This is a genomic window from Actinoplanes sp. NPDC049668, from assembly GCF_044465445.1.
Taxonomy (GTDB): Bacteria; Actinomycetota; Actinomycetes; order Mycobacteriales; family Micromonosporaceae; genus Actinoplanes.
In genome coordinates this window covers 360,647-386,869 of record NZ_JBITLR010000003.1, presented here as the reverse complement: position 1 = coordinate 386,869, position 26,223 = coordinate 360,647, and the positions used below count along the sequence as shown (strand labels likewise).

The following is a 26,223-nucleotide window of genomic DNA, read 5'->3' as shown; positions in this document are numbered from 1 at the left end:
GCCTGCCGGTAGGTGGCGTACCTCCGGAAACCCGACCATGAGAGAGCGCCGAAAGTAGTGCAGGTATCCCGGAACGGACGGCGTGCAGAGATCTGAGGCACCCTGGCGTCGAGCCCGTCCACGCCGTTAATCTCCTCTCACAACCCCCGCAGCGGAGCCGGGCGACTGTACCCGGTGCCCCGCCCTGCCACCGAGCAATTTCCGACAAGGTGGATTTTCGTCGTGACGGAGCGTAGCCAGACATCCGGCGCCCAGAGGGCTGCCCGATGAACGGTTGGAGCTCGCATTCCGGTGCGAACCGGTGGGACGACGAGCCGGCCTGGGTGTACGAGATCACCTGGGAGTGGGAGCCGCTGCCCGGGCAGCGCTACCCCGGCGACCCGGGCCGCCGCCGCGCCGTGCATCACCCTGTCTACGACGCGTCCCGCGCGGCCGAGGCCGCCTCGCAGTGGGACGCCGACTTCCGCAAGATCGCACAGGCCTCCGGACCGCCGGCGCCGTCGTCCGGCGGGCCGTCGCCGGCCCGGCCGGTCTCGCCCGCCGCGGGCCGCGCCTCCGTCGGCCGCCCGCCCCTGCCGCCGCCGTCCTGGTCCGGCCCGGATCAACCCGCACCGCGTACGCCGTACGTGGCCGGACCCGCGTCGCCGCAGGCCCAGGCGCCCCAGCGGCCGGGGCCGTCGTGGAACCGCCCGGTGCCGCTGCCCGAGCGGCTGCCCGACGCCGACCACCGCCACCCGCGCCCGTCGGCGGAGCGCCCGCAGTCGGCACCGCCGATGTACGGCACCGCCCGCCCGGGGCCCGCGCCTCAGCAGCCGCCGCAGGACCCGCGGTTCCAGGACGCCCGGCACCCGCAGGACGCCCAGCACCCGCAGGGCGCCGACCCGCGGTACCAGCGGCCGCAGCCGCACGACGCCCGGTCCGGCGGGCCGAGGCCCGAGGCGGATCCGCGATTCGCCCGCCCGGCCCAGCCCCAGCAGGACCTGCGCCCCGGCGCCCGGCCCGGCTCGGAGCCGCAGGCCGCGCCCCGGCCCGGCCCGGAGTCGCGGCCCGCACCACGGCCGGCGGCGCAGGACGACCCGCGCTACGGAGCGCGACCGGTCTCCGCGCCGGCGGCGTACCAGCCGGCCCGGCCGGTCAGCCGCGACACCCCGGCCTATCAAGGTCCGGGTCAGGCGACGCCGGTCGCGCCGTACCAGGCACCGCGGCCCACGCCGCCGGACCCGTCGTGGGCGCCGCCGGTCGATCCCCGGCCCGCCACGCCGCTCGGCCCCCGGTCCGCGCCGCCGCCGGCCCAGCCGCCGGCCGATCCGCCGCGGCGTGTCTCCCGGCACAGCGCGGAACCGCCGACGGACCCGCGCCTCGCCCCGCCGCTGCGCGCCATGCCGCCGGTCGAACCGCAGCAGCCGCGGACCCCGCCGCCCGCGGCGCGCCCGGCCGCCTACGCGCCGCCACCCGCCACGCACTCGGCACCGCCGGCACCGCTCTCGGCACCGCCGGCACCGCACTCGGCACCGCCCGCGCCGCACTCGGCACCGCCCGCGCCGCACTCGGCACCGCCCGCGCCGCACTCGGCACCGCCCGCGCCGCACTCGGCACCGCCCGCGCCGTTGGCTCCGGCGGCCTACTCCGCGCCGCCCGCGGCGCCGGTTCGGCCCGTTTCGGGGCAGCCCGGGTTCGTGCCGCCGGTGGTCGCGCAGCAGCAGGCGCCGCCGGTGGTTCGGCCGACGTCGGCCCAGCCCGCCCACTACCGCCCGGCCCCGCCGGCGCACCCCTACGAGCCGCAGCCGCGACACGCGCCCGCGCCGGACGAGCGGCAGGCGCCGCGACCGCCATACGGCGTCCCGCCGGTGCCCGTCGAGCCGGCGAGCGCCCCGCCGGCTCCGCCCGTCTCGGCGCCCCCGGTTCAGCCGGCGACACCGACTCCGGTCTCGCCCGCCCCGCCGGCGGCACCCGTCTCGGCGGCGCCGGCCGCGCCGTCGAGCTGGTTCAGCGGCGAGGATCCGGCGGCCGGTGCGGTCGTCTCCGAACCGGCCACGCCCGACGCCACGAGCCCGGCACCGGCGAGCACCGACCCGGCCGCCGACGAGCCGCACGGCCTCGGCTGGCTGCTCTCGCTGAGCGGCCTCGGCGCGACCACCTCCGAGCCCGAACCCGCGCCGGAGCCGGTCGAGGCGACGACGGACGCCCCGATCGACGTGGCGCAGGACGACCACGACGCGGCCGCGGACGACGCACCGGCGGACGGCCCGGCGGACGCCGGCGACGAGCCCGCGAAGCAGGACTGGTTCTCGCACACCGCCGAGACCGACCTGGTCGTACCGGCGGAGACCGAGGAACCGGAGGTCGCGCCCGCCGACCTCGCGACCGAGGAGGACGCGCCGGCCGAGCACGAGCCGGCACCGATTGAGGCCGACGACGATCCGGCGGCCGTCGTCGAGGCTCCCGCCGAGTCGGCGGTCCCGGAGGAGCGCCCCGACGCGGCCGCGACCGAGGCGACCCTCCCCGGCGGGCCGATCGCTCCGGAGGACTCCCCGGCAGCGATCGAGCCCATCGAGATCGAAGCCGAGGCCATCAAAGCCGAGGCCATCGAACTCGAGGCCATCAAAGCCGAGGCCATCGAACTCGAGGCCATCGAAGCCGAAGTCATCGAAGCCGAGATCATCGAGGTCGAAGCCGTCGAAGTCGAGGTCCCGGCGGTCGAAGCCACCGTCGTCGAAGGCGCGGTGATCGAGGCCGTCGTCGTCGAGGATGCCGTTGACGAGGTCGCCGACGACGAACCCGCGACGCCTCGGTCCACCGTCGACGAACCGGTCGAGGCCGAGCCCATGACGGTCGACGCGACCATCGTGGAGCCCGCCGGGGTCGAGCCCACCGTCGAGGAGCCGGCCGACGCGACGCCCGAGGCGGCCCCCAGCCCGGCGGAGACCCTCCCGGACGAGCCGAGCTCCGATGAACCGAGCACCGACGAGCCGGAAGTCGACGACGAACCGGCCACTGACGAGCCCGTCCTGACCCGAGCCGAGCCCGTCCCGGCCGAACCGGTCGCCGACGAGCCCGCGCCGGCCCCGAGTGAGCCCGCCGCCGTCACCGACGGTGCCGCCGAACCCGGTCCGGACCAGGCCGAGGCGGGTGACAGCGCCGTCGCGGAGGAACCGTCCACCGAGGCCACCCCGGCACCCACCGCGCCCGACCCGGTGTCGATCCCGAGCATGCAACTGCCGACGCTCTCGGTGGCTCCGCCGCCCGAGCCCGAACTCGAGCCCGTGCGGCGCCGCGCCGACCCCGAGCAGGTGCTGGCCACGTACCCCTGGAAGTTTGATCCCCTCACCCTGCGTGAGGTGATCGACGATCCGGACCGTCTCCTGGACGTGCGGGACCGGCTCAGCGACAAGCTCGAGTACGCCGAACGCGACACCATCCGCGCCCGCCTGCTCAGCCTGCGCGCCGTCGTCTCCCGCGTGCTCGGCGACCTGGGCCGCGCCCTCGCCGACGGCCGGGAGGCGCTGCGGCACGCCGAGGCGACCGGCGAGCTGCGGCGGACCGCGATCGTGCAGGCCCGGCTCGCGCACGTGCAGCAGTGGCGGGGCGACTTCGCCGAGGCCGACCGGCTGTTCGAGGAGGCCAACTCCGTCGAGCTGCCCGACCGGCTGCGGGCCGAGATGCACATCCAGGCCGGCAAGTGCTGCTACGAGCAGGGCCGCTACCTCGAGGCCTGCACTCACTTCGAGGCCGCGGTCGAGCTGCGCCGGGCCGACGACCCGGACCTGATCGCCCGCACCGAGGTCGCCCTCGACGCCGTCATGGCGCGGGTGCAGGAGGCCGGCTGGGGCCCCTATCCGCGCTCGCGCGAGGAGATCCTGCAGCAGAGCCGGCCGCCGCACCCGGCGGTCGACTACGAGTCGGGCTGGCAGGGCTACGCCGACGCCAACGGCGACGTCGTCATCGCCGAGCGGTACGCCGACGCGCAGCCGTTCCACGAGGGCGCCGCCTGGGTACGCCGGCCCGGCAACGACGCCTGGGAGCTGATCGACGAGACCGGCGCGCTGCTGATCGACTCCTCCAGCGGGTACGTGCAGGCCGGCCCGTTCGGCGGCGGCCTGGCCTGGGTGTCGCGCGACCAGGACGGCGGCTGGTTCGCCGTCGACTGGCACAACCGGGTCATCGTGCCCGGCGGCTTCGACGACGTGCGGCCGTTCCGGCAGGGTCTGGCCGCGGTGCGGCGCGGCGGCTGGGGCGCCATCGACCGGCACGGCCGGATCGTGGTGCAGCCGAAGTTCCGGCGCTTCGCGACCGAGCTGATCGCCGGCGGCCCGGTCGAGGGCTTCACCGCGGACGGCCTGGCCGTCGTCGACGCCGGTGACCGGCTCGGCGTGGTGGACCGGACCGGGCAGTTCCTGGTGGCCCCGGTGCACCCGCGGATCGTGATCCACCCGGTGGCGTTCATCATCGGCGACCGCGAGGGCCGGTGGGGCGCGCTCGACCGGCGCGGCGACATGATCGTCGATGTCGTGCACTCCCGGGTCGCCGATGTGGCGGACGAGATAGAACGACTGCTGACCGACACCCGGCCGGTTCTGTAAGGCGCGGGTAGGGTCCGGGACATGGAGTTCCGTCACCTCGGCCGTTCCGGCCTCATGGTCAGCGAGATCGCTTACGGCAACTGGATCACCCACGGTTCCCAGGTCGAGGAGGAGGCCGCCGCCAAGTGCGTCAAGGCCGCCCTCGACGTGGGCATCACCACATTCGACACCGCGGACGTCTACGCGGGCACCCGCGCTGAGGAGGTCCTCGGCCGCGCGCTCAAGGGCGAGCGCCGCGAGGGTCTCGAGATCTTCACCAAGGTCTACTGGCCGACCGGCCCGGGGCCGAACGACCGCGGGCTGTCCCGCAAGCACATCATGGAGTCGATCAACGGCTCGCTGCGCCGGCTGCAGGTCGACTACGTCGACCTGTACCAGGCGCACCGCTACGACTACGCGACGCCGCTCGAGGAGACCATGCAGGCGTTCGCCGACGTGGTGCACTCCGGCAAGGCGCACTACATCGGCGTCTCGGAGTGGACCGCGACCGAGATCCGCGCCGGCTGGGAGCTGGCCCGGGAGCTGAAGATCCAGCTGGTCTCCAGCCAGCCGCAGTACTCGGCGTTGTGGCGGGTCATCGAGCCCGAGGTGGTGCCGACCTCGATCGAGCTCGGCGTCGGCCAGATCGTCTGGTCGCCGATCGCGCAGGGCGTGCTGACCGGCAAGTACGAGCCGGGCAAGCAGCCGCCGGCCGGCTCGCGGGCCACCGACGACAAGTCGGGCGCCGACTTCATCTCGCGCTGGCTCAGCGACGAAGTGCTCACCGCCGTGCAGCGCCTCAAGCCGCTCGCCGAGCAGGCGGGGCTGTCGATGGCCCAGCTCGCGGTGGCCTGGGTGCTGCAGAACCCCAACGTCTCGGCGGCGATCATCGGCGCGTCCCGCCCGGAGCAGGTCTACGACAACGCCAAGGCCGCCGGCGTGCGGCTCGAGGACGACCTGATGAAGGCGATCGACGAGGCGCTCTCCGGCGTCATCGAGCGCGACCCGGCGCAGACGGTCAGCCCGGCGCAGCGCCCCTGACGGTGCACCCGGCGCCCCTTCACGGGGGCGCCGGGGTCACAGGGATGACCAGAAGCGCATGTAGAAGAGCCCGACCTCGCCCAGCCCCGGGGGTATGCCGATCAGGCTCGCGAACCAGCCGACCACCGCGAAGAACGCCTGGTTGATCCGCGACTGCCAGAGCAGGACGAAGAGCAGCATGAAGCCGTACGGGGCGAACATGTTGTATGCCCGCTGGTACGGCTCGCTCAGCCAAGGCTGAATGATGTTGCCGCCGTCCAGGCCGGGCATCGGCACCAGGTTGAGCAGGCTCGCCGTTACCTGCAGGAACGCGAGCGCGCCGATGGCCACCCAGAAGTCGCCGTGGCTGCCGCCGACCGCGACCCCGCCGGAGCCGTCCCGCAAAAGCACCACGTCGCTGCCCGCGCCGAACACGAACGGCACCGCCAGCACCAGCGCGAACACCACGTTCGTCGCCGGGCCGGCCGCGCTGATCAGCGACTGCTTGGCCTTGCTCCGGATGTGCGCGTGGTCGACCCAGACCGCGCCGCCGGGCAGGCCGATGCCGCCCAGCACCACCGCGATCAGCGGCAGCACGATCGACAGCACCGGGTGCGTGTACTTGAGCGGGTCGAGCCGCAGGTAGCCCCGGTCCGCGACGCCCCGGTCGCCGGCGAAGTACGCGACGATGGCGTGCGCGTACTCGTGCAGGCAGAGCGAGAGCACCCAGCCGGAGATGACCAGCAGGAAGACGTCGACCCGGACGTTGCCGTACGCGGTCCAGGTCATCCAGCCGGCCACCCCCGTGATGGCGAGAATCCCGACGAAGACGGGACTCGGCACGAAGGCGCTCTTCGGGGAGCCCCGCGAGACCTGGTAGTTCACTCGGCCGGCAGCAGACTCATCTGGTAGTCGACCCGGTCGTCCTCGACGAGGGTGACCTGGGTGACTCCGGCGGCCGCGAGCTCACGCCAGGCCTGGCCGATCCATGACTCGGCGTCCGCCTGGCTGCTGAACGACTCGGCAGGGCCGGCCACCGGCTGCCCGTCGACGCCCTCGTACCGCCAACTCCACGGCATTCCGCCGCCTCCTCAGGTGTCGAGCAAAGGTCCTGTAGCCACCCTACGGTGTGCGCGCCGGTGCACCCGGAACGCCCGGGCGCGGCCGGGGCCGGGTCGGCCCCCATGATCGTGACGCCCGGCCCTAAAGTACGGGGCATGTCTGCTGACGGGTGGCGTTCGATCCTGGTTCTCGGCGGGATCCGGTCCGGCAAGTCCGCGTTCGCCGAGGCGCTGGTCGCCGGCGCCGCGTCGGTCCGTTATGTGGCCACGGCCGTCGGCGGCGAGGACGACCCGGAGTGGCGGGCCCGGATCGAGGCGCATCAGCGCCGCCGGCCGCAGTCCTGGACCACCGAGGAGACCGGCGCGGACCCCGCGGGCCTGACCGCCGTGCTCACCGAGGCCAAGCCCGACGACACCCTGCTCGTCGACGACCTGGGCGGCTGGGTCGCGGCGCTGCTCGACCCGGCCCGGCAGCCGAACGACGACCTGGCGACGGTGACCGCGCTCGCCGACGCGGTCCGGGCGTGCGCCGCCCGCGTGGTGCTGGTCAGCCCGGAGGTGGGCCTGTCGCTGGTGCCGACCACCGCGGTCGGGCGGGCGTTCGCGGACGCGCTCGGCACGGCCAACCAGGAGCTCGCCGGCGCGTGCGACCGGGTGGCGTTCGTGGTGGCCGGCCGACCGACCTGGCTGAAGTCCGGTCCGGACGCGCCGGGGATCACCACGGACCTGGAGGCCGAGAACGGCGCGGCGGAACGGGCGGCCCCGCCCGCGCCGCGGGACACGGTCGTCGTCGAGGCGCCGCGGCTCGACGCGGCGGCGATGCACGCCGCGATGGCCGCGGCCGCGCCGCCGCCGACGACGCCCGCCGAGGCGCACCCCCGTACCGACGACGGCGCGGTCATCGCGCCCGGCATGGACATGCCTCTGCCCGACGGCGACGCGGGCCCCGACGCGCGCGACCGCCTCGCCGGCGTCGACCTGCCCGGCGCGGGCCTCGGCGCGCTGGTCGAGGCGGTCGAGTTCGCCGCCGCGACCCAGGCGAGCGCGGTGCCGCGCCCGTGGGGACCGGCCCGCGTCCTGCTGATCGACGGCCGGCACGCCGGCGGCGCGGCCGCGGGCGCCGACGTGCCGGACTCCGAGCGCCGGGCCGCGCTGGCCGAGGCCGGCGAGGGCGCCCTGGCCGCCCTGGCCGCGAGCGCCGGCGCCGACATCGTGGTGGTGCGCACCGCCGCGGCGGGCGCCATGGAGGACGGCCCGGTGCTCGGCGCCGAGGCCGTCGACGACGCGCTGCGGCAGGGCTGGGAGCTCGCCGACGCCGCCGCCGACGAGGGCCGGGACGTGCTGATCATCGGCTCCTGCGGCACCGGGACGGAGGCCGCCGCGACGGCCGTGCTGGCCGCGACCACCGGCGCCGAGCCGGTCGCGCTGCTGCCCCGGGTGCTGGCGCCCGGCGGCCGCTACGACGACGACGCCTGGATGCTGCGGTGCGCCGCGGTGCGCGACGCCATGCACCGCATCCGGCAGGACCCGCGCGGCGCGAAGGACATCCTGGCCCAGCTCGGCGGCGCCGACCTGGCCGTCGCGACGGGCGCGCTGCTCGGCGCGGCGTCGCGGCGCATGCCGGTGGTGGTGGACGGGCCGCTGGGCATCGCGGCCGGGCTCATCGCCCGGGACATCGCCAGCCAGTCCCGGCACTGGTGCCTGCTCGCCGAGGCGGGCACCCATCAGCTGGTCCGGCAGGGCGCCGACGTGCTGGGCCTGACCCCGGTCATGGAGCTGGGCCTCGACCTCGGCGAGGGCGCCAACGCCCTGGCCGCGCTGCCGCTGCTGCGCGCCGCGATCGCCCTGGCCGGCGCGCTGCCGGTGCACCCGGCGCTGCTCGCCGGGCACGGCGACGCGGGCCTCGACCCGGACCTCGAGCCGGACGGCGAGGCCGAGCCGGACGGGGTCGAACCGGCCGGTGTTTGACGGGTTGCGCCTGGCGCTCACCACGCTGACGGTGCTGCCGGTCCGGGCCGGCCGGATCGACCGCCGCACGGCCGCCGTCGCGATGAGCCTCGCGCCGCTCGTCGGCGCGCTGCTCGGCGCGGTGCTGGCCGGCGTCTTCGTGCTGCTCGGCCAGGGCCCGGTCGCCGCGACGGTCACCGTTGCCGCGGGCGCGCTGCTGACCCGGGGCCTGCACCTGGACGGCCTCGCGGACACGGTCGACGCCCTCGGCTCCTACCGCGGCCGCGAGCAGGCGCTCGAGATCATGAAGAAGCCGGACATCGGGCCGTTCGGCGTCGCCGCGATCGCCCTGGTCCTGCTGATCCAGGCCGCCGCGCTGACCGAGGTCGGGCCCGCGGCGATCGTGGTCGCCTGGGCGGCCGGGCGGCTCGGCGTCACGGTCGCCTGCCGCCGCGGCGTCGGCGCCGCGCGCCCGGAGGGCCTCGGCGCGCTGGTCGCGTCGACCGTGCCGGTTCCGGTGGTCGCCGGGGCCGCGGCCCTGGTGGCGGCCGCGGCGGTGTTCGCGGTGCCGGGCCGCCCCTGGCAGGGTCCGGCCGCCGTCGCCGCCGCCCTGCTCGTCGTGGTCCTGCTGCAGCGCCACGCGGTACGCCGGTTCGGCGGCATCACGGGCGACGTGCTGGGCGCCTCCGTCGAGGCGACCACGACGCTAACCCTGGTCGGCCTGGCCCTGGGTTGAGTCGTACTCCCGGACGACCTTCTTCGGCGCGGTCCGGCGCCACGCCTCGGTGACCACCTGCCGCAGCTCGCCCGCGTCGGCCTGGGCCAGCACCACCCGCACCCAGCCGTACCGGCCGACGTACGGCGCCGGCGAGTACGTCTCCGGCGCGCTCGAGACCAGCTCGGCCTGCTCCTCCTTGGACGCCTTTACCGAGACGGTGTCGTGGTCGGGGCCGCCGACGACGAAGACCTTCTCGCCGTACCGCAGGGTCCAGTCGCCCCACTGCTCCACGAACGCCTCGCGGCCACCGGGCAGCGCGAGGACCCATTCCCGCACCTCCGCCCAGGTGGCGGCCATCAGCGCACCGAGGTGTCGACGAACGGCGGCTTCACGATCCGCGCCTCGGTGCGGCGGCCCCGGATGTCGATCTCGACGAGGTCGCCCTCGGACAGCCCGGCGGCGCTGTCCAGCAGGGCCAGCGCGATGCCGACCTTCTTCGTCGGCGAGAACGTGCCGCTGGTGATCTCGCCGACCTGCGTCTCACCCGCGTACACGGGCATGTGACAGCGCGGGATGCCGCGGCCGGTGAGCTCGAGGCCGCGCAGCAGCCGGCGCGGGCCGGCCGCCTTCTCGGCGAGCAGCGCGTCGCGGCCCCAGAACGCGGGCTTGGACCAGCCGACCGCCCAGCCGGAGCGGGCCTGCACCGGGGTGATCTCCAGGGACAGCTCCTGCCCGTGCAGCGGGTAGCCCATCTCGGTGCGCAGCGTGTCGCGGGCGCCGAGCCCGCACGGGCGGACGCCGGCCTCGACCAGCGTGTCCCAGACGGTGCCGGCGTCGTCCCACGGCACGACCAGCTCGTAGCCGTGCTCCCCGGTGTAGCCGGTGCGGCAGACGATCAGGTCGACGCCGCCGATCCGGGCCGGGTTGAACGACATGTAGTCATGGTCGGTGGGCAGCCCGAGCCCGGTGATGGTCTCGGCCGACCGCGGGCCCTGCACCGCGAGGACGGCGAACCGGCGGTGCTCGTCGGTGACGGTGATGCCGTCGGGGGCGGCCGCGGCCAGCCGGCGCACGACCTCGGCGGTGTTGGCGGCGTTCGGGATCAGGAAGACCTCGTCCGGCCCGATCAGGTACGCGATCAGGTCGTCGACCACGCCGCCCGACGCGTCGTCGCAGCAGAGCGTGTACTGCGCCTTGCCGGCGGAGATGCGGCCCAGGTCGTTGCTCAGGCAGGAGTTGACGAAGTCCGCGGCCCCCGGGCCGGTGACCCGGGCCTTGCCGAGGTGTGACACGTCGAAGACGCCGACGGCCTCGCGCACGGCGGCGTGCTCGCGCAGGACACCGCCGCCCGCGTACTCCAGGGGCATCTCCCAGCCGCCGAAGGCGGCGAACTTGGCCCCGAGCGCGGCGTGGCGCTCGTGCAGGGGCGAACGGAGCAGGGCGGCGGCCTCGGCAGACATGAGTGGCAACTTACCCGTGGCCTCGGCCGCCGCCGACAGCTACCGGCGGATCGGTGTCAGAACCCGACCCGCTCGATGTCGGTCACCTTGATCGTGAGCTTCTTCTTGGGGCCGGAGGTGTGCGTGAGCTCCTCGTCCGCGTTGTACCGCTCGCCGCTGACCTCGAAGGTGCCGATCATCGGCCCGTCCTCGACGCCGGAGACCTCGTAGGTGACGGCCCACGTGTCGGTCTCCGAGAGCGCCGGGCCGGTGTACGCCATCTTCACCTTGAACTTGATGTTGCAGCCGGCCGAGCCGAAGCACTGCCGGCCGGTGATCTTCGGCGTGAGCTTGAAGTCCGACGCGGCCGGCGTCACGACCGGCTCGGCCTCCTCCAGCTCCTCGGGCAGGTCGGGGACCGGGTCCTGCTGTGCCCGGCGCGCCTGCTCCTCCTCCCAGGCGGACAGGGGCCTGTTCGCCTCCGCCTCGATTCGGTTGGCCGCGACGGTCACCGCGACGCCGATGCCGCCGCAGAGCAGCAGCACCACGGCGACGCCGCCGGCGATCAGCCAGGGCAGGAAGGACTTCTTCCGCGGCGGCGGGGCCGGGGCGAAGGCAGGCGGGTGGAAGCCCTGCGGTGCGGGTGGCGGCTGCCAGGGCGGCGGGCCGGAATCGGTGGGCGGTACGGGGTCGGGGTTGGTCATCGCCGTCCTTCGAAATGTGAGAGCTCGTCCGGATTGTGAGCCCCGGTGGATGATCTCGCAACGCCGATTACCGTCTGTGCGCGGACGGTTGACGCAGATGTGAAGACGAATTCGCCGTTGACCGGGCGCCGGAAGGATCACGCAGCCTTAACCTTGGTTAGCATCGGCGGGACAACACCGTCCGGCGCGAACCGCGCCGGGGTGACCACACCCGTCGGGGCGTCCCACGAGGGAGCTCCCGGCCCCAGTCGTCGCGGAGAGCCCGAGTGACCCACCCCGCACCCACCCTCAGCCTGGTCGACAGCGACCCGGCCGAACTGGCCGTCGACGCGATCGTCATCGGGCTGCACAGTCAGCCCGATGAGGGCGGCGCGGTCCTGCCGGCCGCCGGCGCGGAGAGCATCGCCGCCGCGTTCGACGGAAAGCTGATCTCGACGCTGACCCTGCTCGGCGCGACCGGCACCGCCGGCGAGGTGATCAAGCTCGCCACGCTCGGCACCGTCGCGGCGCCGCTGATCGTCGCCGTCGGCCTCGGCGACGAGCCGACCGGCTCCGCGCCCACGACGGAGACCCTGCGCCGTGGCACCGGCGCCGCGGTGCGCGCGCTGGCCGGCAGCGCCACCGTCGCGCTGGCGCTGCCGGTGCCCGACGACTCCGACGCGCCCGGCGTGCTGCGCGCGATCCTCGAGGGCGCGCTGCTCGGGTCGTACCGTTTCGCCGGTTACAAGACCAAGCCGCAGCCAGCCCGCCGCGACCCGGTCAAGGCGCTGCAGGTGACCGTGCCCGACGCGGCCGACGCGGCCGCCCGGGCCGAGGTCGAGCGCGCCGAGGTGGTCGCCAAGGTCGTGCGGCTGACCCGGGACTGGGTGAACACCGCGCCCAACAAGCTGCGCCCGCCGCAGTTCGCCGACGCCGTCGCGGCCGCCGCGGACGGCACCGGCCTCGAGGTCGAGATCCTCGACTTCGACCAGCTCAAGGCGGGTGGCTACGGCGGCATCGTCGCGGTCGGCCAGGGCTCCGAGGCGCCGCCGCGGCTGGTCAAGCTCAGCTACACCCCGCAGGGGGTGGCGAACCCGAAGCGGGTCGCGCTGGTCGGCAAGGGCATCACGTTCGACACCGGCGGCATCAGCATCAAGCCGGCCGCGGGCATGTGGGAGATGAAGTCCGACATGGCCGGCGCCGCCGCCGTCGGCGCCACGATGCTGGCGGTCGCCGCGCTCCGGCCGCCGGTCGCGGTCACCGGCTACCTGGCCATGGCGGAGAACATGCCCTCCGGTACGGCGTACCGGCCCGGCGACGTCATCACGATGTTCAACGGCAAGCGGGTCGAGGTGCTCAACACCGACGCCGAGGGCCGGATGGTGCTCGCCGACGCGATCGCCCGCGCCTGCGCCGACGGCACCGACTACGTCTTCGAGACGTCCACACTGACCGGTGGGCAGGTGGTCGCGCTCGGCAAGCGCATCGCCGGCGTGATGGGCTCGCCGGAGACCTGCGAGCGGGTCAAGGCGGCCGGCGACGAGGTCGGCGAGCCGGCCTGGCCGATGCCGCTGCCGGACGACGTGCGCAAGGGCATGGAGTCCGAGGTGGCCGACATCAGCCAGGTCAACGCCAGCATGGACCGGGCCGGGCACATGCTGCAGGGCGGCGTGTTCCTGCGGGAGTTCGTGGCGGACGGCGTCGAGTGGGCGCACATCGACATCGCCGGGCCGTCGTACCACACGGGCGAGGCGAGCGGTTACTGGACGAAGGGCGGCACCGGCGTACCGGTCCGCACCCTCCTGACCCTGATCGACGACATCGCCGCCAACGGATGACCTGACGGAGGCTGGCCTCTTAGGAGGCCGGCCTCCGCTTCTGGCGGGCGTTGTAGTCGCGCATGCGCTGGGGGTAGCCCATCAGGCGGACGTCGTAGATGGGCATGGCGAGCTGGTGTGCGAAGCGCCGGGCGGTCTCCGGTGAGTCCACGCGCCGCCGGGTCCACTCGCCGTCGTGTGCCACGAGCAACACCGTGGTCTCGGTCACCGTGGTACGGGGCTCGATGAAGCCCTCGACGCCACGCCGAGACCGGACAAACTCCGCAAGATGCTCAAGATCGGCACGATCCGCCGGTCGGCCGCCCCCACGGATCGGCTCCTTGCGTCGCCGGAACCACCCCACGCCCCACCCCTTACCGTCAATTGCCGCAAGGGTACGTCCTGCGCCGGTCTCGTTGGGCACCTGGATACATAGACAGGCGCGGTAAGTGACAAGATGGCCAGGACAGCTGTGACCGTTTCCACCATGCGACCCATGTGGCAACGAACGCGATCCGGGAGTAGACGTGAGCCAGCCGGGCGGAACCTTCGACATCGTGATCCTCGGCGCCGGCAGTGGCGGCTATGCCGCCGCGCTGCGCGCGGCCGAGCTGAACCTGTCGGTGGCCCTGATCGACAAGGCGGAGCTGGGCGGAACCTGCCTGCACCGCGGCTGCATTCCGACCAAGGCCCTGCTGCACGCGGCCGAGCTCGCCGACCAGACCCGCGAGAGCGAGCAGTTCGGCATCAAGGCCGATCTGGTCGGCATCGACATGGCCGGTGTGAACGCCTATAAGGACGGTGTCGTCGGGCGCCTCTACAAGGGCCTGCAGGGCCTGATGAAGCAGCCGAACATCACCATGGTCCAGGGCGCGGGCAAGCTCGTCTCCCGCGACACGGTGGAGGTCGACGGCGCGCGCTACACCGGACGCAACGTCATCCTCGCCACCGGCTCGTACTCCCGCTCGCTGCCCGGCCTCGAGGTCGACGGCAAGCGCGTGCTGACCAGCGAGCACGCCCTGCGGCTCGACCGGGTGCCGGCTTCGGCGATCGTGCTCGGCGGCGGCGTCATCGGCGTCGAGTTCGCCAGCGTCTGGAAGTCCTTCGGCGCCGACGTGACCATCCTGGAGGCTCTGCCCCGCCTGGTCGCCGCCGAGGACGAGGAGATCTCGAAGGCGGTCGAGCGCGCCTTCCGCAAGCGGAAGATCAACTTCAAGGTCGGCAAGCCGTTCGAGAAGGTCGAGCACACCGAGAACGGCGTCAAGGCGTACCTGGCCGGCGGCGAGAGCGTCGAGGCCGAGATCCTGCTGGTCGCGGTCGGCCGCGGACCGACCACCGGCGACTTGGGCTTCGAGCAGCAGGGCATCACCCTCGACCGGGGCTTCGTGATCACCAACGAGCGCCTGCACACCGGCGTCGGCAACATCTACGCGGTCGGCGACATCGTGCCCGGCCTGCAGCTGGCGCACCGCGGCTTCCAGCAGGGCATCTTCGTGGCCGAGGAGATCGCGGGCAAGAACCCGGCCGTCATCGACGAGAACGGCATCCCCCGCGTCACCTACTCCGACCCCGAGGTCGCCTCGGTCGGCCTCACCGAGGCCAAGGCCAAGGAGCAGTACGGCGCCGACAAGGTCACCTCCTACAGCTACAACCTCGGCGGCAACGGCAAGAGCCAGATCCTCAAGACGCAGGGCTTCGTGAAGCTGGTCCGGGTCAACGACGGCCCGGTCGTCGGCGTGCACATGGTCGGTGCCCGGATGGGCGAGCTCGTCGGCGAGGCTCAGCTGATCTACAACTGGGAGGCGTTCCCGGAAGAGGTCGCCCAGCTCGTGCACGCGCACCCGACCCAGAACGAGGCGCTCGGCGAGGCCTTCCTCGCACTGGCCGGCAAGCCGCTGCACGCACACGCCTGATTTCGATACCCATCCGACCCGTTAGAGCGGTTAAGGAGTTCTGAGACATGCCGGTATCGGTCACCATGCCCCGGCTGGGTGAGAGCGTCACCGAGGGCACCGTCACGCGCTGGCTCAAGCAGGAGGGCGAGCGGGTCGAGGCCGACGAGCCGCTGCTCGAGGTCTCCACCGACAAGGTCGACACCGAGATCCCGTCCCCGGCCGCCGGTGTGCTCTCGCGCATCGTCGTCGGCGAGGACGAGACCGCGGACGTCGGCAGCGAGCTCGCGGTCATCGCCGGCGACGGCGAGGACGAGGACTCCGCCGAGCCCGCGCCGGCCGCGGCCGCGAAGCAGGAGGCCGAGCCCGAGCCGGCCGCGCCCGAGGCCCCCTCGACCGAGCAGCCGGTCGAGCAGGAGGCACCGGCGGCGCAGCCCGCCGCGAGCACGGGCGGCGGCGGTGGCACCGCCGTCAAGATGCCCGCGCTGGGCGAGAGCGTCACCGAGGGCACCGTCACCCGCTGGCTCAAGCAGGTCGGCGACACGGTCGAGGCCGACGAGCCGCTGCTCGAGGTCTCCACCGACAAGGTCGACACCGAGATCCCGTCGCCGGTCGCCGGCACCGTTCTGGAGATCAAGGTCCCCGAGGACGAGACCGTCGAGGTCGGCGCCGACCTGGCCATCATCGGCTCCGCGGACAGCGCGCCCGCCAGCGCGCCCGCCGAGGCGCCCAAGCCCGCCGCACCGGCGCCGAAGCAGGCCGCCGAGCCCGCGCCCAAGCCCGCACCGAAGCCCGCACCGCAGCAGCAGTCCGCGCCGCTGGTCGAGTCGAAGCCCGCGCCCGCGCCGGAGCCCGAGGCGCCGGCGCCGGCCCAGGCCGCCGCACCGGCCGCCGAGAAGGTCAGCGCCAACGGCGCCGGCGACGCCGGTTACGTGACGCCGCTGGTCCGCAAGCTCGCCGCCGAGAAGGGTGTCGACCTCTCGTCGGTCACCGGCACCGGCGTCGGCGGCCGGATCCGCAAGCAGGACGTCATCGAGGCCGCCGAGCGGGCCGCCGCCGCGAAGGCCGCCCCGGCGCGGCAGGAGGCGCCGGCCCCGGCCGCCGCCGCCAAGCCGGCCCCCAGCCCGCTGCGGGGACGCACCGAGAAGCTGACCCGCATCCGCGCGACGATCGCCCGCCGCATGGTGGAGTCGCTGCAGGTCTCGGCGCAGCTCACCACGGTGGTCGAGGTCGACATCACCAAGGTCGCCACGCTGCGGGGCAAGGCCAAGGTCGCCTTCCAGGCCAAGCACGGCGCGAAGCTGACGTTCCTGCCGTTCCTGGCGCTGGCCGCGGTCGAGGCGCTGCGCGAGCACCCGGTCGTCAACTCGTCGATCGACCAGGAGGCCGGCACGGTCACCTACCACGACGGCGAGCACCTCGGCATCGCGGTGGACACCCCGAAGGGCCTGGTCGTCCCGGTCATCCGGGACGCCGGCGACCTCAACCTGGCCGGCCTCGCCAAGCGGATCGCCGACGTGGCGGAGCGCACCCGCAACAACAAGATCAGCCCGGACGAGCTGTCCGGCGGCACCTTCACGCTGACCAACACGGGCAGCCGGGGCGCGCTCTTCGACACCCCGATCATCAACCAGCCGCAGGTCGGCATCCTCGGCACCGGCGCGGTGGTCAAGCGCGCCGTGGTCGTCGACGACCCGAACCTGGGCGAGCTGATCGTGCCGCGCTCGATGATCTACCTGGCGCTCAGCTACGACCACCGGATCGTGGACGGCGCGGACGCCGCCCGCTTCCTGGTGACGATGAAGGACCGGCTGGAGGCCGGCCAGTTCGAGGGAGACCTCGGCCTGTCCTCCTGATCCGGGGCTGAACGTCAAACAGGGGGCGCCCAGCGCCCCCTGTTTTGTTTTGAGCTGGATCGGCTTCGGGCAATGATGGAAGCATGCGGATCATTCTGGCCGGCGCGTCCGGTTTCCTCGGCACCCGGCTCATCGGCCGGCTGCGTGCCGCCGGCCACGACCTCACCCTGCTCGTCCGCCGGCCGGCCGAGGAGGCCGGCGAGGCCACCTGGCAACCGTCCGCGGGACAGCTCGACCCGGGGGTGGTCGCCGGCGCGGACGCGGTGATCAACCTGGCCGGCGCGGGCGTCGGCGACCGGCGCTGGAACGCCCGCTACAAGAGCCTGATCCGGAGCAGCCGGGTGGACACGGCCGGCACGATCGCGCAGACGGTCCGGAGCCTGCCCGCCGCCGACCGCCCCCGGGTCCTGCTGCAGTCCTCGGCCGTCGGCTGGTACGGCGACACCGGCGACCGCCAGGTCACCGAGGACTCCCCGGCCGGCTCCGGCTTCCTAGCCGACGTGTGCCGGGTCTGGGAGGCGGCCGTCCGGCCCGCCGAGGACGCGGGCATCCGGGTCGCGCTGCTGCGCACCGGGCTGCCGCTCGACTCCCGCGGCGGCCTGCTCAAGCCGCAGATGGTGCCGTTCCGGCTGGGCGTCGGCGCCCGGCTCGGCGGCGGCCGGCAGTGGGTGCCCTGGATCGGCCTGAGCGACTGGCTCAGCGCCACCGAGTTCCTGCTCGAGCGCGACGACCTGGCCGGCCCGGTCAACATGGTCGGCCCGGAACCGGTGACCAACGCCACGTTCACCCAGGTGCTGGGCCGGGTGCTGAACCGTCCGGCCGTGCTCCAGGTGCCGGGGATCGCGCTGCAGGTGGCGCTCGGCGAGTTCGCGCACGAGGCGCTGCGCAGCCAGCGGGTGCTGCCCGGCGTCCTGCAGCGGGCCGGTTTCGGGTTCGCCCAGCCGACCCTCGAGGTGGCGCTGCGCGCGGCGATCGCCCAGGAATCGAACGCCGTGGCCTGAGCCGGCACCCGGGCTTTGCTAACCTGCGGCTGGTGTCCGTCGTCGCCGCAGCCCCCTCAGAGTCCGCCGATCCGCCGGTCGCTTCCACGGCCCGCGCCGGCGGCCGCCGGTCGTGGCGCCAGCACCTGGTCGTGGCCGTCGCCGCGCTGGGCCTCGCCGCCTGGGTGACCAACGGCCTGTGGCGCGACCCGGCCGGGCACGTGCTCACCAAGAACGTCGGCGACCAGGCCTTCTTCGAGTGGCTGCTGGGCTACGGCGTGTACCTGCTGGGGCACGGCGCCGATCCGTTCTCCACCGACATGCTGAACGCGCCTGTCGGCGTCAACCTGGCCGCCAACACGTCCATCACCGTCTTCATCGTGCTGTTCTCACCGCTGACCATGCTGGCCGGGCCGCAGGTCAGCTTCGCGGCGATCCTCACCCTCAACCTGGCCGGGTCGGCGTTCGCCTGGTACCTCTTCCTGCGCCGCTACCTGGTCCGGCACGCGGTCGCGGCGGCGGTCGGCGGCTTCTTCTGCGGGTTCGCGCCCGGCTTCATCTCGCACGCCAACGGCCACCTGAACTGGACCGCGGGCTGGGTCGCGCCGGTGGTGCTCTGGTGGGTCCTCAAGCTGCCCGAGCGCGGGCGCTGGCTGCGGCACGGCCTGATCCTGGGCCTGCTGGTCGCCGTCGGCTTCTCCATCGCCGCCGAGGGCCTGTTCTTCACCGCCCTGGCCAGCGGCCTCTTCCTGATCACCCGCTCGCTGCTGCCGGAGTGCCGGGCGGAGGCACGCCGGGCGCTGCCGACGGTGCTCGCCGGCCTCGGCGTCACCGCGGTGGTCGCCGGCCTGCTGCTGGCCTATCCGCTCTTCATGCACTTCGCCGGGCCGCAGTCGTTCAGCGGGACCGGCTTCAACCAGGCGCACTACGCCGAGGACATCGGCGCCTACTTCGAATACCCGACCCGCTCGGTGGCGGGCTGGCTGGGCCTGGGCAGCGACCTGGCGCCGAACCCGACCGAGGAGACGTCCTACTTCGGCCTCCCGCTGCTGATCCTGGTCGTGGTGTCGCTGGTGACGCTGCGCCGGCACGCGGCGCCGGGCCGGTTCGAGACCCTGGCGGCGCTGTACACCGTCGGCGCGGTCTTCCTGGTGCTGTCCCTCGGCCCGCAGCTCAAGTTCTTCTCGGGCACGACGAGCATCAAGCTCCCGTACGCGGCACTGCAGCACCTGCCGCTCTTCGACTCGGCGCTGCCCGGCCGTTTCGCCCTCGTGGTGGTCGGGGTGGTCGGCATCGTCCTCGCGCTCAGCGCGGACCGGGTGCTCGACGATCCGATGCAGACGGTGCGCTCGCACACGCTCTGGGCGGCCGGCTTCGCGGTGGCGCTGGTGCCGCTGGTCCCGCTCCCGCTGCTGACCACCGAGCGGGTGCCGGAGCCGCCGTTCATCGCCGACGGGATCTGGAAGGACTACGTCACCGACGGCGGCACGATGACCACCCTGCCGTTCGCGACCACCGACACCGCGGACGGGCAGCGCTGGCAGGCGTACACGATGGCCCGGCGCGGTGCGCAGTTCCGCATCCCCGACGGCTACTTCCTCGGGCCCGGCGGGCCGGAGGGCACCGGCCAGATCGGCGCCACCCAGCGGCACACCGACTGGCTGTTCTTCCGTGCCGCCCTGTACGGCTACGTCGCCCCGCTCGACGACTACGACCGCGCGCAGGCCCGCATCGATCTGGCGGACTGGAACGTACAGGCCGTGTTCCTGCCGGAGCGGATCACCGGCTCGCACTCCCCGCTGTTCCGGGCCGCGGTGGAGATGACCGCGACCGACCTGTTCGGCGAGCCGGAGCACGTCGGCGGCGTGCTGCTGTGGCGAATCCGTCCCGGTATCGATCCGGTCGCCAGGGATAGTCTGGAGCCGTGACGACTTCCACGTTCCAGGTCCTGCGTCCCGGCCTGGTCGACTACCGCGAGGCCTGGGAGGAGCAGCGCCGGCTGCACGAGGCCGTCGTCGCGGGCACCCGGCCGGACACCATCCTGCTGCTCGAGCACCCCAGCGTCTTCACGGCCGGCAAGCGCACCGAGCCGCTGGACCGGCCGCTCGACGGCACGCCCGTCGTCGACGTCGACCGCGGCGGCAAGATCACCTGGCACGGCCCGGGCCAGCTCGTCGGCTACCCGATCGTCAAGCTTCCCGACCCGATCGACGTGGTCGCCTACGTGCGCCGCGTCGAGCAGGTGCTGATCGACGTGTGCGGGGAATTCGGCGTCAAGGCCGAGCGGGTGGAGACCGAGGGCCGCAGCGGCGCCTGGGTGCGCGCCGACGACCGCGGCCCCGACCGCAAGATCGCGGCGGTGGGGATCCGGGTGGCCCGCGGCGTCACCCAGCACGGCTTCGCCATCAACGCCGACTGCGATCTGGCGAACTTCGACCGCTTCGTGCCCTGCGGCATCCGCGACGCGGGCGTGACGTCCCTGACCGCCGAGCTGGGCCGGCAGGTGACGGTCGCCGACCTGATGCCGGTCGTCGAGCGCCACCTGCCGACGCTGCTGTGAGCCTCTACCGCGACCCGCGCGACAAGCGGGTCTTCGTGCCGAAGAAGGGCGGCGGGCTGGTGCTGAACTTCGGCCACCCCGTCGCGTGGTGGATCGTGATCAGCACCACGATCATCCCGCTGATCATCGTGGTCGGCGTGACCATCGCGGTCATCGCCTGAGCCGGGCCATCACGGTGTGACCCGGTGCAGGTCGCGCGGGAACGCCGTGACCTCGCGGACGTTGCCCGCCCCGGTCAGCCGGGCCACGAAACGCTCCAGCCCGATGGCGAAGCCACCGTGCGGCGGCATGCCGTACCGGAAGGCGTCGAGGTAGCCCTCGTAGGCCGCGGTCGTCTCGCCCCGCGCGGCCAGCGCGGACCGGTAGTCCTCGTAACGGTGCAGCCGCTGCCCGCCGGTGACCAGCTCGAGCCCGCGGAAGAGCAGGTCGAAGCTGTTCGACCAGGCCGGGTCGGACGGCTGCGGGTGCGTATAGAACGGCCGCTTGCGCATCGGGTACCCGGTCACGAAGACGAACTCCGAGCCGTGCTCGCGCAGCGCCCACTCCCCCAGCGCCCGCTCGTGCGCCGGCGCCAGGTCCGGCTCGTCGGCCGGCGCGCCCGCGATCCGCAGCGCCTCGGTGAAATGCAGCGCCGGTATCTCCGCGGGCACCTTCGGCACCGCGACGCCGGTCCGCTCGGCGACCGTCGCCGTCATGACCGACACGACGTCGGTGAGCACGGCCATCACGTCCCGGTGGTCGGCGATGAACCCCAGCTCGGCGTCGAGCGACGTGTACTGGGCCAGGTGCCGGGCGGTGTCGTGCGGCTCGGCCCGGAACACCGGCCCGACCTCGTAGACCCGTTCGAAGACCCCGACCATGAGCTGCTTGTAGAACTGCGGCGACTGGGCCAGGTAGGCGGGCCGGCCGAAGTAGTCGAGCGCGAACACGTTCGCGCCGGACTCCGTCGCCGACGCGACGATCTTCGGCGTATGGATCTCGACGAACCGGCGCTCCTCCAGCGCGGCCCGGAAGCCCGCCGACGCGGCCGCCGCCACCCGCAGCGCCGCGGCGCGCGCCGGGTGCCGCAGCGCGAGCGCGGCATGGTCCAGCTGGGTGGGCATGCTCGCGGTCAGCGCCGGCCGGTGCAGCTCGAACGGCAGCGGTACGCCGACCGCGCTGAGCACCCGCAGTTCCGCGCCGGTCAGCTCGACCCCGGCGGGCGCCGCCTCGTTCGCGGTGACCGTTCCGGTCAGCTCGACGACGGACTCCTCCGGCAGCGCCTCGATCCGGGCCCGCAGCTCGGGCTCGGCCACGACGACCTGGGTGTACCCGGCGGCGTCCCGGACGATCAGGAAGGCCACCGACTTGAGCAGCCGGCGGCGGTGTACCCAGCCGGCGACCGTGACGGTCTCGCCGGTGTGCCGGGCCAGTTCGGTGGAGAGGATGCGTTGCATGGCTTTTTACCTCCTCGGTGACTGCAACGCGGCCCCAGGGAGGCGTGGGCGAGCGGGATCCTCGCGGTACCACCACACCTTCGCGCCCGGGTTCGACCGGGCGCCTCTTGTCATGCTCGGCTCGGGAGTGTCTTCGCGCCCCGGCACCGGGCCATCTTCACAGCTGCCGATGGCTCTCTCGGCCGGCGGATCGGGGCGTTACTCGGTTCCGTCATCACCGTGGCCGCGACCTTAACAGCGCCACACCGCCCCGCAAACGGATTTTCCGCGCGGGCGTGAGGGCCCTCACAGGATCCGTCGCGTGAGCCTCGTCGCCCCTGCAACGGTTGATCTTGCGACCGGCGTAACCTCAGCCTTGTGACTATTGCTCCCGAGGGCCGCCGCCTGCTGCGCATCGAGGCGCGCAACGCCGAGACTCCTATCGAGCGCAAGCCGCCGTGGATCAAAGTCAAAGCCAAGATGGGTCCCGAATATACGCATATGCGTAGTTTGGTGCAGAAGGAAGGCCTCCACACGGTCTGCCAGGAGGCCGGCTGCCCCAACATCTACGAATGCTGGGAAGACCGCGAGGCAACCTTCCTGATCGGCGGCGATCAATGCACCCGCCGCTGCGACTTCTGCCAGATCGACACGGGCAAGCCGGCCGAGTTCGACGCCGACGAGCCCCGCCGCGTCGGCGAATCGGTCGCCACCATGGGCCTGAAGTACGCCACGGTCACCGGCGTGGCCCGCGACGACCTCCCCGACGGCGGCGCCTGGCTCTACGCGGAAACGGTCCGCCAGATCCACAAGCTCCAGCCCGGCTGCGGCGTCGAGCTGCTCATCCCCGACTTCAACGCCGAGCCGGAACAGCTCGCCGAGGTCTTCGGCGCGGCCCCCGAGGTCCTGGCGCACAACGTCGAGACCGTCCCCCGCATCTTCAAGCGCATCCGCCCCGGCTTCCGCTACGAGCGCTCCCTCGGCGTGATCACCCAGGCCCGCGCCGCCGGACTGGTGACGAAGAGCAACCTGATCCTCGGCATGGGCGAGGAGCGCACCGAGGTCTCCCAGGCCCTCCGCGACCTGCACGAGGCCGGCTGCGAACTCATCACGATCACGCAGTACCTACGCCCGACCCCGCGCCACCACCCGGTGGAACGCTGGGTGAAGCCGGAGGAGTTCGTCGAACTCCGCGAGGAGGCCGAGGAGATCGGGTTCGCGGGCGTGATGAGCGGGCCGCTGGTGCGCTCGTCCTACCGGGCGGGCCGCCTCTACCAGCAGGCCCTCGCCGCCCGCGGCTAACACCCCCTCTCCTCACGCAGAGCGGCCAATTCACCGACCCTTTCCCGTACGCAGGGCGGGGTCATCAACCGCAACAGCGGCGTCCTCGACCTGCTCACGGCCCGAGCTCACCCCGCCCTGCGCGGGGCCCGAGGCCGGGACAGCGCTGGCCGCCCGGCGGTCCACACCCTTCCTGCCACACTCACGGCGGTGCAGGGCGAACACCCCAACGCGCGCCAGGTCCACGGCGCCGCGGCGCTCGTGACAGCATTCCCGGATGCGTGAGTCCGTAGCGGTCGTCCATGACCTGGTGTCCCGGTTCTCACCGGTCGACGAGCTCGGCGCCGAGCATCGCGCGTCGGCGCTGGCCTGGCTGGCGAGCACTGACGACGTGTTCCGCCGGGTCAAGCCCGCGTCCCCGCCGCAGCACCTGGTGTCCTACGTCGTGCCGGTCGCCGCGGACGGGCGAATCCTGCTCGTCGACCACGTCAACGCCGGGCTGTGGCTCCCGCCGGGTGGTCACGTCGAGGTCGATGAGGATCCCGCGCTGACCGCGCGGCGGGAGATCCAGGAAGAGCTCGGCCTGGGCGATACGGGCCTGTCGCGGTCGCCGATCTTCCTGACCGTCACGCGCACGGTCGGGCAGGACCACGGCCACACGGACGTCAGCCTCTGGTACGTCCTGGCCTGCACCGGCGACGAGGAACTGCGCCCGGACGCCGGCGAGTTCCACGCCGTCCGCTGGTGGACCCGTGACGAGCTGGCGGCGGCCGCTCCGGGCCGCTTCGACCCGCACTTCTTCCGCTTTCTGGCTGCCCTCGACCGGGCAGCCTGGTCGACGAACTGAACCGGCGAACCGGCCTCGAGAGACTCAGCGGCGGCTCGGACCGCTTCGGCCCGGTCGCGGCTCGGCTGGCTTGAGCAGGTCGGGTTCAGCGGGGCTTCAGGCGGTGCAGCGTGTAGCCCCTGCCCGCGGGGTCGAGGTCGATGGTGGCCCGCTTGAAGAGGTACTCGGCGCGCTCGTAGGAGAGCCGGCCGCGGCCGGTGTCCGGGCAGCGGTCGCGCTCGGCCGGCGTCCGGGCCGGCCCCGGCCGGCGGTCGGCGAGGAAGACCGGGCCGCGGGTCCGGCCCGCCACCAGCTCGCCCAGCAGCCGGGCGGAGGCGGCCCGCCAGCTCACCCAGGCCGCGCCCGCCCGGGCCCGGCGGTCGTCGAGGTCCAGCTCCTCCACGTTCAGCGACAGCACGACCCGGACACCGGCCGCCGACTCGTGCAGCAGACGCCACAGGGTTCGTTCACGCAGCGGCAGGCCCGTGCGCGCCCAGAGCCGTTCCAGCTCCGGCCCGCCGATCGGCTCGACGCGGGTGCGGGCCACGGCGCGCCGGGCAAGGCCCGCAGCCAGGCCGCCCACCGCGAGATCGCCAGCAGCCAGATCGCCAGCAGCCAGGCCGCCCGCAACCAGATCGCCCGTGGCCAGATCGCCGGCAGCGAGACCGCCCGTCGTGAGGTCGCGCGTCGCGGCCCAGGCGGTGAATGAGCGGATCGCGGACAGGTGGCGGTTCCAGCTTGCGGCGGACGTGTCGGTCCACTGCGCCGCGCAGGCTCGGGTCACCTGGTCCGCGGTCAGGTCCGCCAGGGCCACGCGGTCGCCCAGGGCGAGGCACAACCGGCCGAGGCTCTGACCGTAGGAGCGCAGCGTCTCGGCGCCCAGGTCGTCGCGGGCCAGGAAGGCGCGGACCGAATCGCCCAGCGTGACGGTTTCCGGCCCGGGAACGGCGATGCGGTCGGCCCGGCGGCGCAGAAACGCGCTCTCCGCGGCGTTGCCGGCCAGCGCCGCGGCCCGTTCGAACTCGGCGCGCGCCTCCGGCTCCCGGCCCAGCCGCAGCAGCAGGTCACCCCGTACGCCCGGGAGCAGGTGGTAGTCCCGCAGCGCCGGGTCGTCGCGCAGGGCGTCGACCAGGTCGAGGCCGGCCTGCGGGCCGCGGGCCAGGCCGACCGCCACCGCCCGGTTGAGGCGCACGATCGGCGTCGGCATCAGCCGGGCCAGCGCGTCGTAGAGGGCCGCGATCTGAACCCAGTCCGTCTCCTCGGCCGTCCGGGCCTGCGCGTGACACACCGCGATGGCGGCCTGCAGCACGTACGGTCCCGGCGTACCTCCGAGCTCGCGGGCCCGGAGCAGCGCCGTGAAGCCGCGCCGGATGAGCAGCTGGTCCCAGCGGCCGCGGTTCTGCTCGTGCAGCTGGATCGGCTCGCCGTCCGGGCCGGTCCGTGCGGCCGAGCGCGACGCCTGGATCTCCATGAGCGCGACCAGGCCGTGCACCTCGGCCTGGTCGGGCGCCAGCTCAGCGAGCATCCGGCCGAGCCGGAGCGCCTCGAGGCAGAGCGCCGGGCGGATCAGGTCGTCGCCGGAGGTCGCCGAGTAGCCCTCGTTGAAGATCAGGTAGATGACCTCGAGCACCGAGGAGAGCCGCCCCGCCAGCTCATCCGCCCCCGGCAGCGCGAACGGCACCCCGGCCTCGGCCAGCACGCGCTTCGCCGCGGCGATCCGCCGGGCCACGACCGGCTCGGTCACCAGGAACGCGCGCGCGATCTCCCGGGTGGTGAGCCCGCCGACCACCCGCAGGGTCAGTGCCACCCGGTGCTCGGTGGGCAGCACCGGGTGGCAGGAGATGAACATCAGGCGCAGGACGTCGTCCCGCTCCGGCTCGGGCGGCTGGTCCTGCTCCCGGGCGTACGCCTGCGCTTTGCGCTCGTGCAGCCGGGCGCGGCGGATGTGGTCGACGGCCCGGCGCTTGGCGATCGCCGTCAGCCAAGCGCCGGGGTTGTCCGGCACGCCCTGCGCCGGCCACTGCTCGAGGGCGGCGACCAGCGCGTCCTGCGCCAGCTCCTCGGCCAGGCCGACATCCCGCACGATCCGCATCAGCCCGGCGATGATCCGCGCCGACTCGAGCTTCCACACCGCGTCGATCGTGCGATGGATGTCCGTCACGTCACCCG

21 protein-coding genes are annotated in these 26,223 nt (G+C 73.7%); 13 read left to right on the top strand and 8 right to left on the bottom strand.

What is annotated here, in order from left to right; translation table 11 throughout:
• The first annotated feature begins 266 nt into the window (after positions 1–266).
• Positions 267–4,580, top strand: coding sequence for a WG repeat-containing protein (locus ACIBSW_RS14440; protein ID WP_354717156.1), 4,314 nt, complete (start codon positions 267–269; stop codon positions 4,578–4,580).
• 21 nt (positions 4,581–4,601) lie between these two features.
• Entirely contained in the window at positions 4,602–5,600 is a 999-nt protein-coding gene (locus tag ACIBSW_RS14435) for an aldo/keto reductase family protein (protein ID WP_354717158.1), read from the top strand.
• 36 nt (positions 5,601–5,636) lie between these two features.
• Here the strand turns inward: ACIBSW_RS14435 and ACIBSW_RS14430 are convergent, their stop codons facing one another.
• Positions 5,637–6,422: a site-2 protease family protein gene (locus tag ACIBSW_RS14430; RefSeq protein ID WP_354717160.1), complete on the bottom strand. Its 786-nt coding sequence runs from the start codon at positions 6,420–6,422 to the stop codon at positions 5,637–5,639.
• A 38-nt stretch (positions 6,423–6,460) separates the two neighbouring features.
• Positions 6,461–6,658 (bottom strand): hypothetical protein, encoded by a 198-nt coding sequence (locus ACIBSW_RS14425; RefSeq protein WP_354717161.1) that lies wholly within the window; start codon positions 6,656–6,658, stop codon positions 6,461–6,463.
• Between the two features lie 138 nt (positions 6,659–6,796).
• On the opposite strand from ACIBSW_RS14425, the gene ACIBSW_RS14420 reads away from it, so the two are divergent.
• Together ACIBSW_RS14420 and cobS are read left to right on the top strand one after the other, a co-directional pair.
• Positions 6,797–8,608 (top strand): bifunctional adenosylcobinamide kinase/adenosylcobinamide-phosphate guanylyltransferase, encoded by a 1,812-nt coding sequence (locus ACIBSW_RS14420; RefSeq protein ID WP_354717163.1) that lies wholly within the window; start codon positions 6,797–6,799, stop codon positions 8,606–8,608.
• Positions 8,601–9,323 (top strand): adenosylcobinamide-GDP ribazoletransferase, encoded by a 723-nt coding sequence (gene cobS / locus ACIBSW_RS14415; RefSeq protein ID WP_354717165.1) that lies wholly within the window; start codon positions 8,601–8,603, stop codon positions 9,321–9,323. The genes ACIBSW_RS14420 and cobS overlap by 8 nt, the downstream gene beginning before the upstream one ends.
• On the opposite strand, the gene ACIBSW_RS14410 is transcribed toward cobS, so the two are convergent.
• The 3 genes from ACIBSW_RS14410 to ACIBSW_RS14400 are packed head-to-tail and all read right to left on the bottom strand — an operon-like array spanning position 9,294 to position 11,448.
• Positions 9,294–9,662: an MmcQ/YjbR family DNA-binding protein gene (locus tag ACIBSW_RS14410; RefSeq protein ID WP_354717167.1), complete on the bottom strand. Its 369-nt coding sequence runs from the start codon at positions 9,660–9,662 to the stop codon at positions 9,294–9,296. The two genes, cobS and ACIBSW_RS14410, sit on opposite strands and share 30 nt — an antisense overlap.
• The gene (gene gcvT / locus ACIBSW_RS14405; protein WP_354717169.1) at positions 9,662–10,765 is read right to left on the bottom strand and encodes a glycine cleavage system aminomethyltransferase GcvT; all 1,104 of its coding nucleotides are present in this window, start codon (positions 10,763–10,765) and stop codon (positions 9,662–9,664) included. Before gcvT ends, ACIBSW_RS14410 begins: the two co-directional genes overlap by 1 nt.
• Positions 10,766–10,821: 56 nt before the next feature.
• The gene (locus tag ACIBSW_RS14400) at positions 10,822–11,448 is read right to left on the bottom strand and encodes a hypothetical protein (protein ID WP_354717171.1); all 627 of its coding nucleotides are present in this window, start codon (positions 11,446–11,448) and stop codon (positions 10,822–10,824) included.
• A gap of 266 nt (positions 11,449–11,714) precedes the next feature.
• Here ACIBSW_RS14400 and ACIBSW_RS14395 point away from each other — a divergent pair, with 266 nt between their 5' ends.
• Positions 11,715–13,265 carry a leucyl aminopeptidase gene (locus ACIBSW_RS14395; RefSeq protein WP_354717173.1) on the top strand — a complete coding sequence of 517 codons (1,551 nt, stop codon included), beginning with the start codon at positions 11,715–11,717 and terminating at the stop codon, positions 13,263–13,265.
• 19 nt (positions 13,266–13,284) lie between these two features.
• Here ACIBSW_RS14395 and ACIBSW_RS14390 read toward each other — a convergent pair whose 3' ends face one another.
• The gene (locus tag ACIBSW_RS14390; protein WP_404799329.1) at positions 13,285–13,668 is read right to left on the bottom strand and encodes a hypothetical protein; all 384 of its coding nucleotides are present in this window, start codon (positions 13,666–13,668) and stop codon (positions 13,285–13,287) included.
• 103 nt (positions 13,669–13,771) lie between these two features.
• Here ACIBSW_RS14390 and lpdA point away from each other — a divergent pair, with 103 nt between their 5' ends.
• The 6 genes from lpdA to ACIBSW_RS14360 all read left to right on the top strand — a co-directional run bounded on the left by lpdA (position 13,772) and on the right by ACIBSW_RS14360 (position 20,693).
• Positions 13,772–15,157 carry a dihydrolipoyl dehydrogenase gene (gene lpdA / locus ACIBSW_RS14385; protein ID WP_354717176.1) on the top strand — a complete coding sequence of 462 codons (1,386 nt, stop codon included), beginning with the start codon at positions 13,772–13,774 and terminating at the stop codon, positions 15,155–15,157.
• A gap of 47 nt (positions 15,158–15,204) precedes the next feature.
• Positions 15,205–16,992: a 2-oxoglutarate dehydrogenase, E2 component, dihydrolipoamide succinyltransferase gene (sucB, locus tag ACIBSW_RS14380; protein WP_354717178.1), complete on the top strand. Its 1,788-nt coding sequence runs from the start codon at positions 15,205–15,207 to the stop codon at positions 16,990–16,992.
• An 83-nt stretch (positions 16,993–17,075) separates the two neighbouring features.
• Positions 17,076–17,993, top strand: a complete 918-nt coding sequence (locus ACIBSW_RS14375) for a TIGR01777 family oxidoreductase (protein WP_354717180.1) — start codon at positions 17,076–17,078, stop codon at positions 17,991–17,993.
• A 32-nt stretch (positions 17,994–18,025) separates the two neighbouring features.
• Positions 18,026–19,900: a DUF2079 domain-containing protein gene (locus ACIBSW_RS14370; protein WP_404799328.1), complete on the top strand. Its 1,875-nt coding sequence runs from the start codon at positions 18,026–18,028 to the stop codon at positions 19,898–19,900.
• Positions 19,897–20,532 carry a lipoyl(octanoyl) transferase LipB gene (gene lipB / locus ACIBSW_RS14365; RefSeq protein WP_354717182.1) on the top strand — a complete coding sequence of 212 codons (636 nt, stop codon included), beginning with the start codon at positions 19,897–19,899 and terminating at the stop codon, positions 20,530–20,532. The genes ACIBSW_RS14370 and lipB overlap by 4 nt, the downstream gene beginning before the upstream one ends.
• The gene (locus ACIBSW_RS14360; RefSeq protein ID WP_354717184.1) at positions 20,529–20,693 is read left to right on the top strand and encodes a peptide ABC transporter substrate-binding protein; all 165 of its coding nucleotides are present in this window, start codon (positions 20,529–20,531) and stop codon (positions 20,691–20,693) included. The genes lipB and ACIBSW_RS14360 overlap by 4 nt, the downstream gene beginning before the upstream one ends.
• Positions 20,694–20,702: 9 nt before the next feature.
• On the opposite strand, the gene aspS is transcribed toward ACIBSW_RS14360, so the two are convergent.
• On the bottom strand, positions 20,703–21,968 hold the full coding sequence (gene aspS, locus ACIBSW_RS14355; protein WP_354717186.1) for an aspartate--tRNA(Asn) ligase: 1,266 nt from the start codon (positions 21,966–21,968) through the stop codon (positions 20,703–20,705).
• A 357-nt stretch (positions 21,969–22,325) separates the two neighbouring features.
• Here aspS and lipA point away from each other — a divergent pair, with 357 nt between their 5' ends.
• Positions 22,326–23,249, top strand: coding sequence for a lipoyl synthase (lipA, locus tag ACIBSW_RS14350; protein ID WP_354717188.1), 924 nt, complete (start codon positions 22,326–22,328; stop codon positions 23,247–23,249).
• 256 nt (positions 23,250–23,505) lie between these two features.
• Complete coding sequence (locus tag ACIBSW_RS14345; protein ID WP_354717190.1) at positions 23,506–24,075, top strand: NUDIX hydrolase; 570 nt, start codon at positions 23,506–23,508, stop codon at positions 24,073–24,075.
• 85 nt (positions 24,076–24,160) lie between these two features.
• On the opposite strand, the gene ACIBSW_RS14340 is transcribed toward ACIBSW_RS14345, so the two are convergent.
• On the bottom strand, positions 24,161–26,215 hold the full coding sequence (locus ACIBSW_RS14340; RefSeq protein WP_354717192.1) for a sigma-70 family RNA polymerase sigma factor: 2,055 nt from the start codon (positions 26,213–26,215) through the stop codon (positions 24,161–24,163).
• Positions 26,216–26,223 lie beyond the last annotated feature (8 nt).

Bases quoted from the DNA above. Each gene is read 5' to 3' on its own strand.
- ACIBSW_RS14440 (WP_354717156.1), top strand. From the start codon at position 267: ATGAACGGTTGGAGCTCGCATTCCGGTGCGAACCGGTGGGACGACGAG.
- ACIBSW_RS14435 (WP_354717158.1), top strand. From the start codon at position 4,602: ATGGAGTTCCGTCACCTCGGCCGTTCCGGCCTCATGGTCAGCGAGATC.
- ACIBSW_RS14425 (WP_354717161.1), bottom strand. From the start codon at position 6,658: ATGCCGTGGAGTTGGCGGTACGAGGGCGTCGACGGGCAGCCGGTGGCC.
- ACIBSW_RS14420 (WP_354717163.1), top strand. From the start codon at position 6,797: ATGTCTGCTGACGGGTGGCGTTCGATCCTGGTTCTCGGCGGGATCCGG.
- ACIBSW_RS14410 (WP_354717167.1), bottom strand. From the start codon at position 9,662: ATGGCCGCCACCTGGGCGGAGGTGCGGGAATGGGTCCTCGCGCTGCCC.
- gcvT (WP_354717169.1), bottom strand. From the start codon at position 10,765: ATGTCTGCCGAGGCCGCCGCCCTGCTCCGTTCGCCCCTGCACGAGCGC.
- ACIBSW_RS14400 (WP_354717171.1), bottom strand. From the start codon at position 11,448: ATGACCAACCCCGACCCCGTACCGCCCACCGATTCCGGCCCGCCGCCC.
- sucB (WP_354717178.1), top strand. From the start codon at position 15,205: ATGCCGGTATCGGTCACCATGCCCCGGCTGGGTGAGAGCGTCACCGAG.
- ACIBSW_RS14375 (WP_354717180.1), top strand. From the start codon at position 17,076: ATGCGGATCATTCTGGCCGGCGCGTCCGGTTTCCTCGGCACCCGGCTC.
- aspS (WP_354717186.1), bottom strand. From the start codon at position 21,968: ATGCAACGCATCCTCTCCACCGAACTGGCCCGGCACACCGGCGAGACC.
- ACIBSW_RS14345 (WP_354717190.1), top strand. From the start codon at position 23,506: ATGCGTGAGTCCGTAGCGGTCGTCCATGACCTGGTGTCCCGGTTCTCA.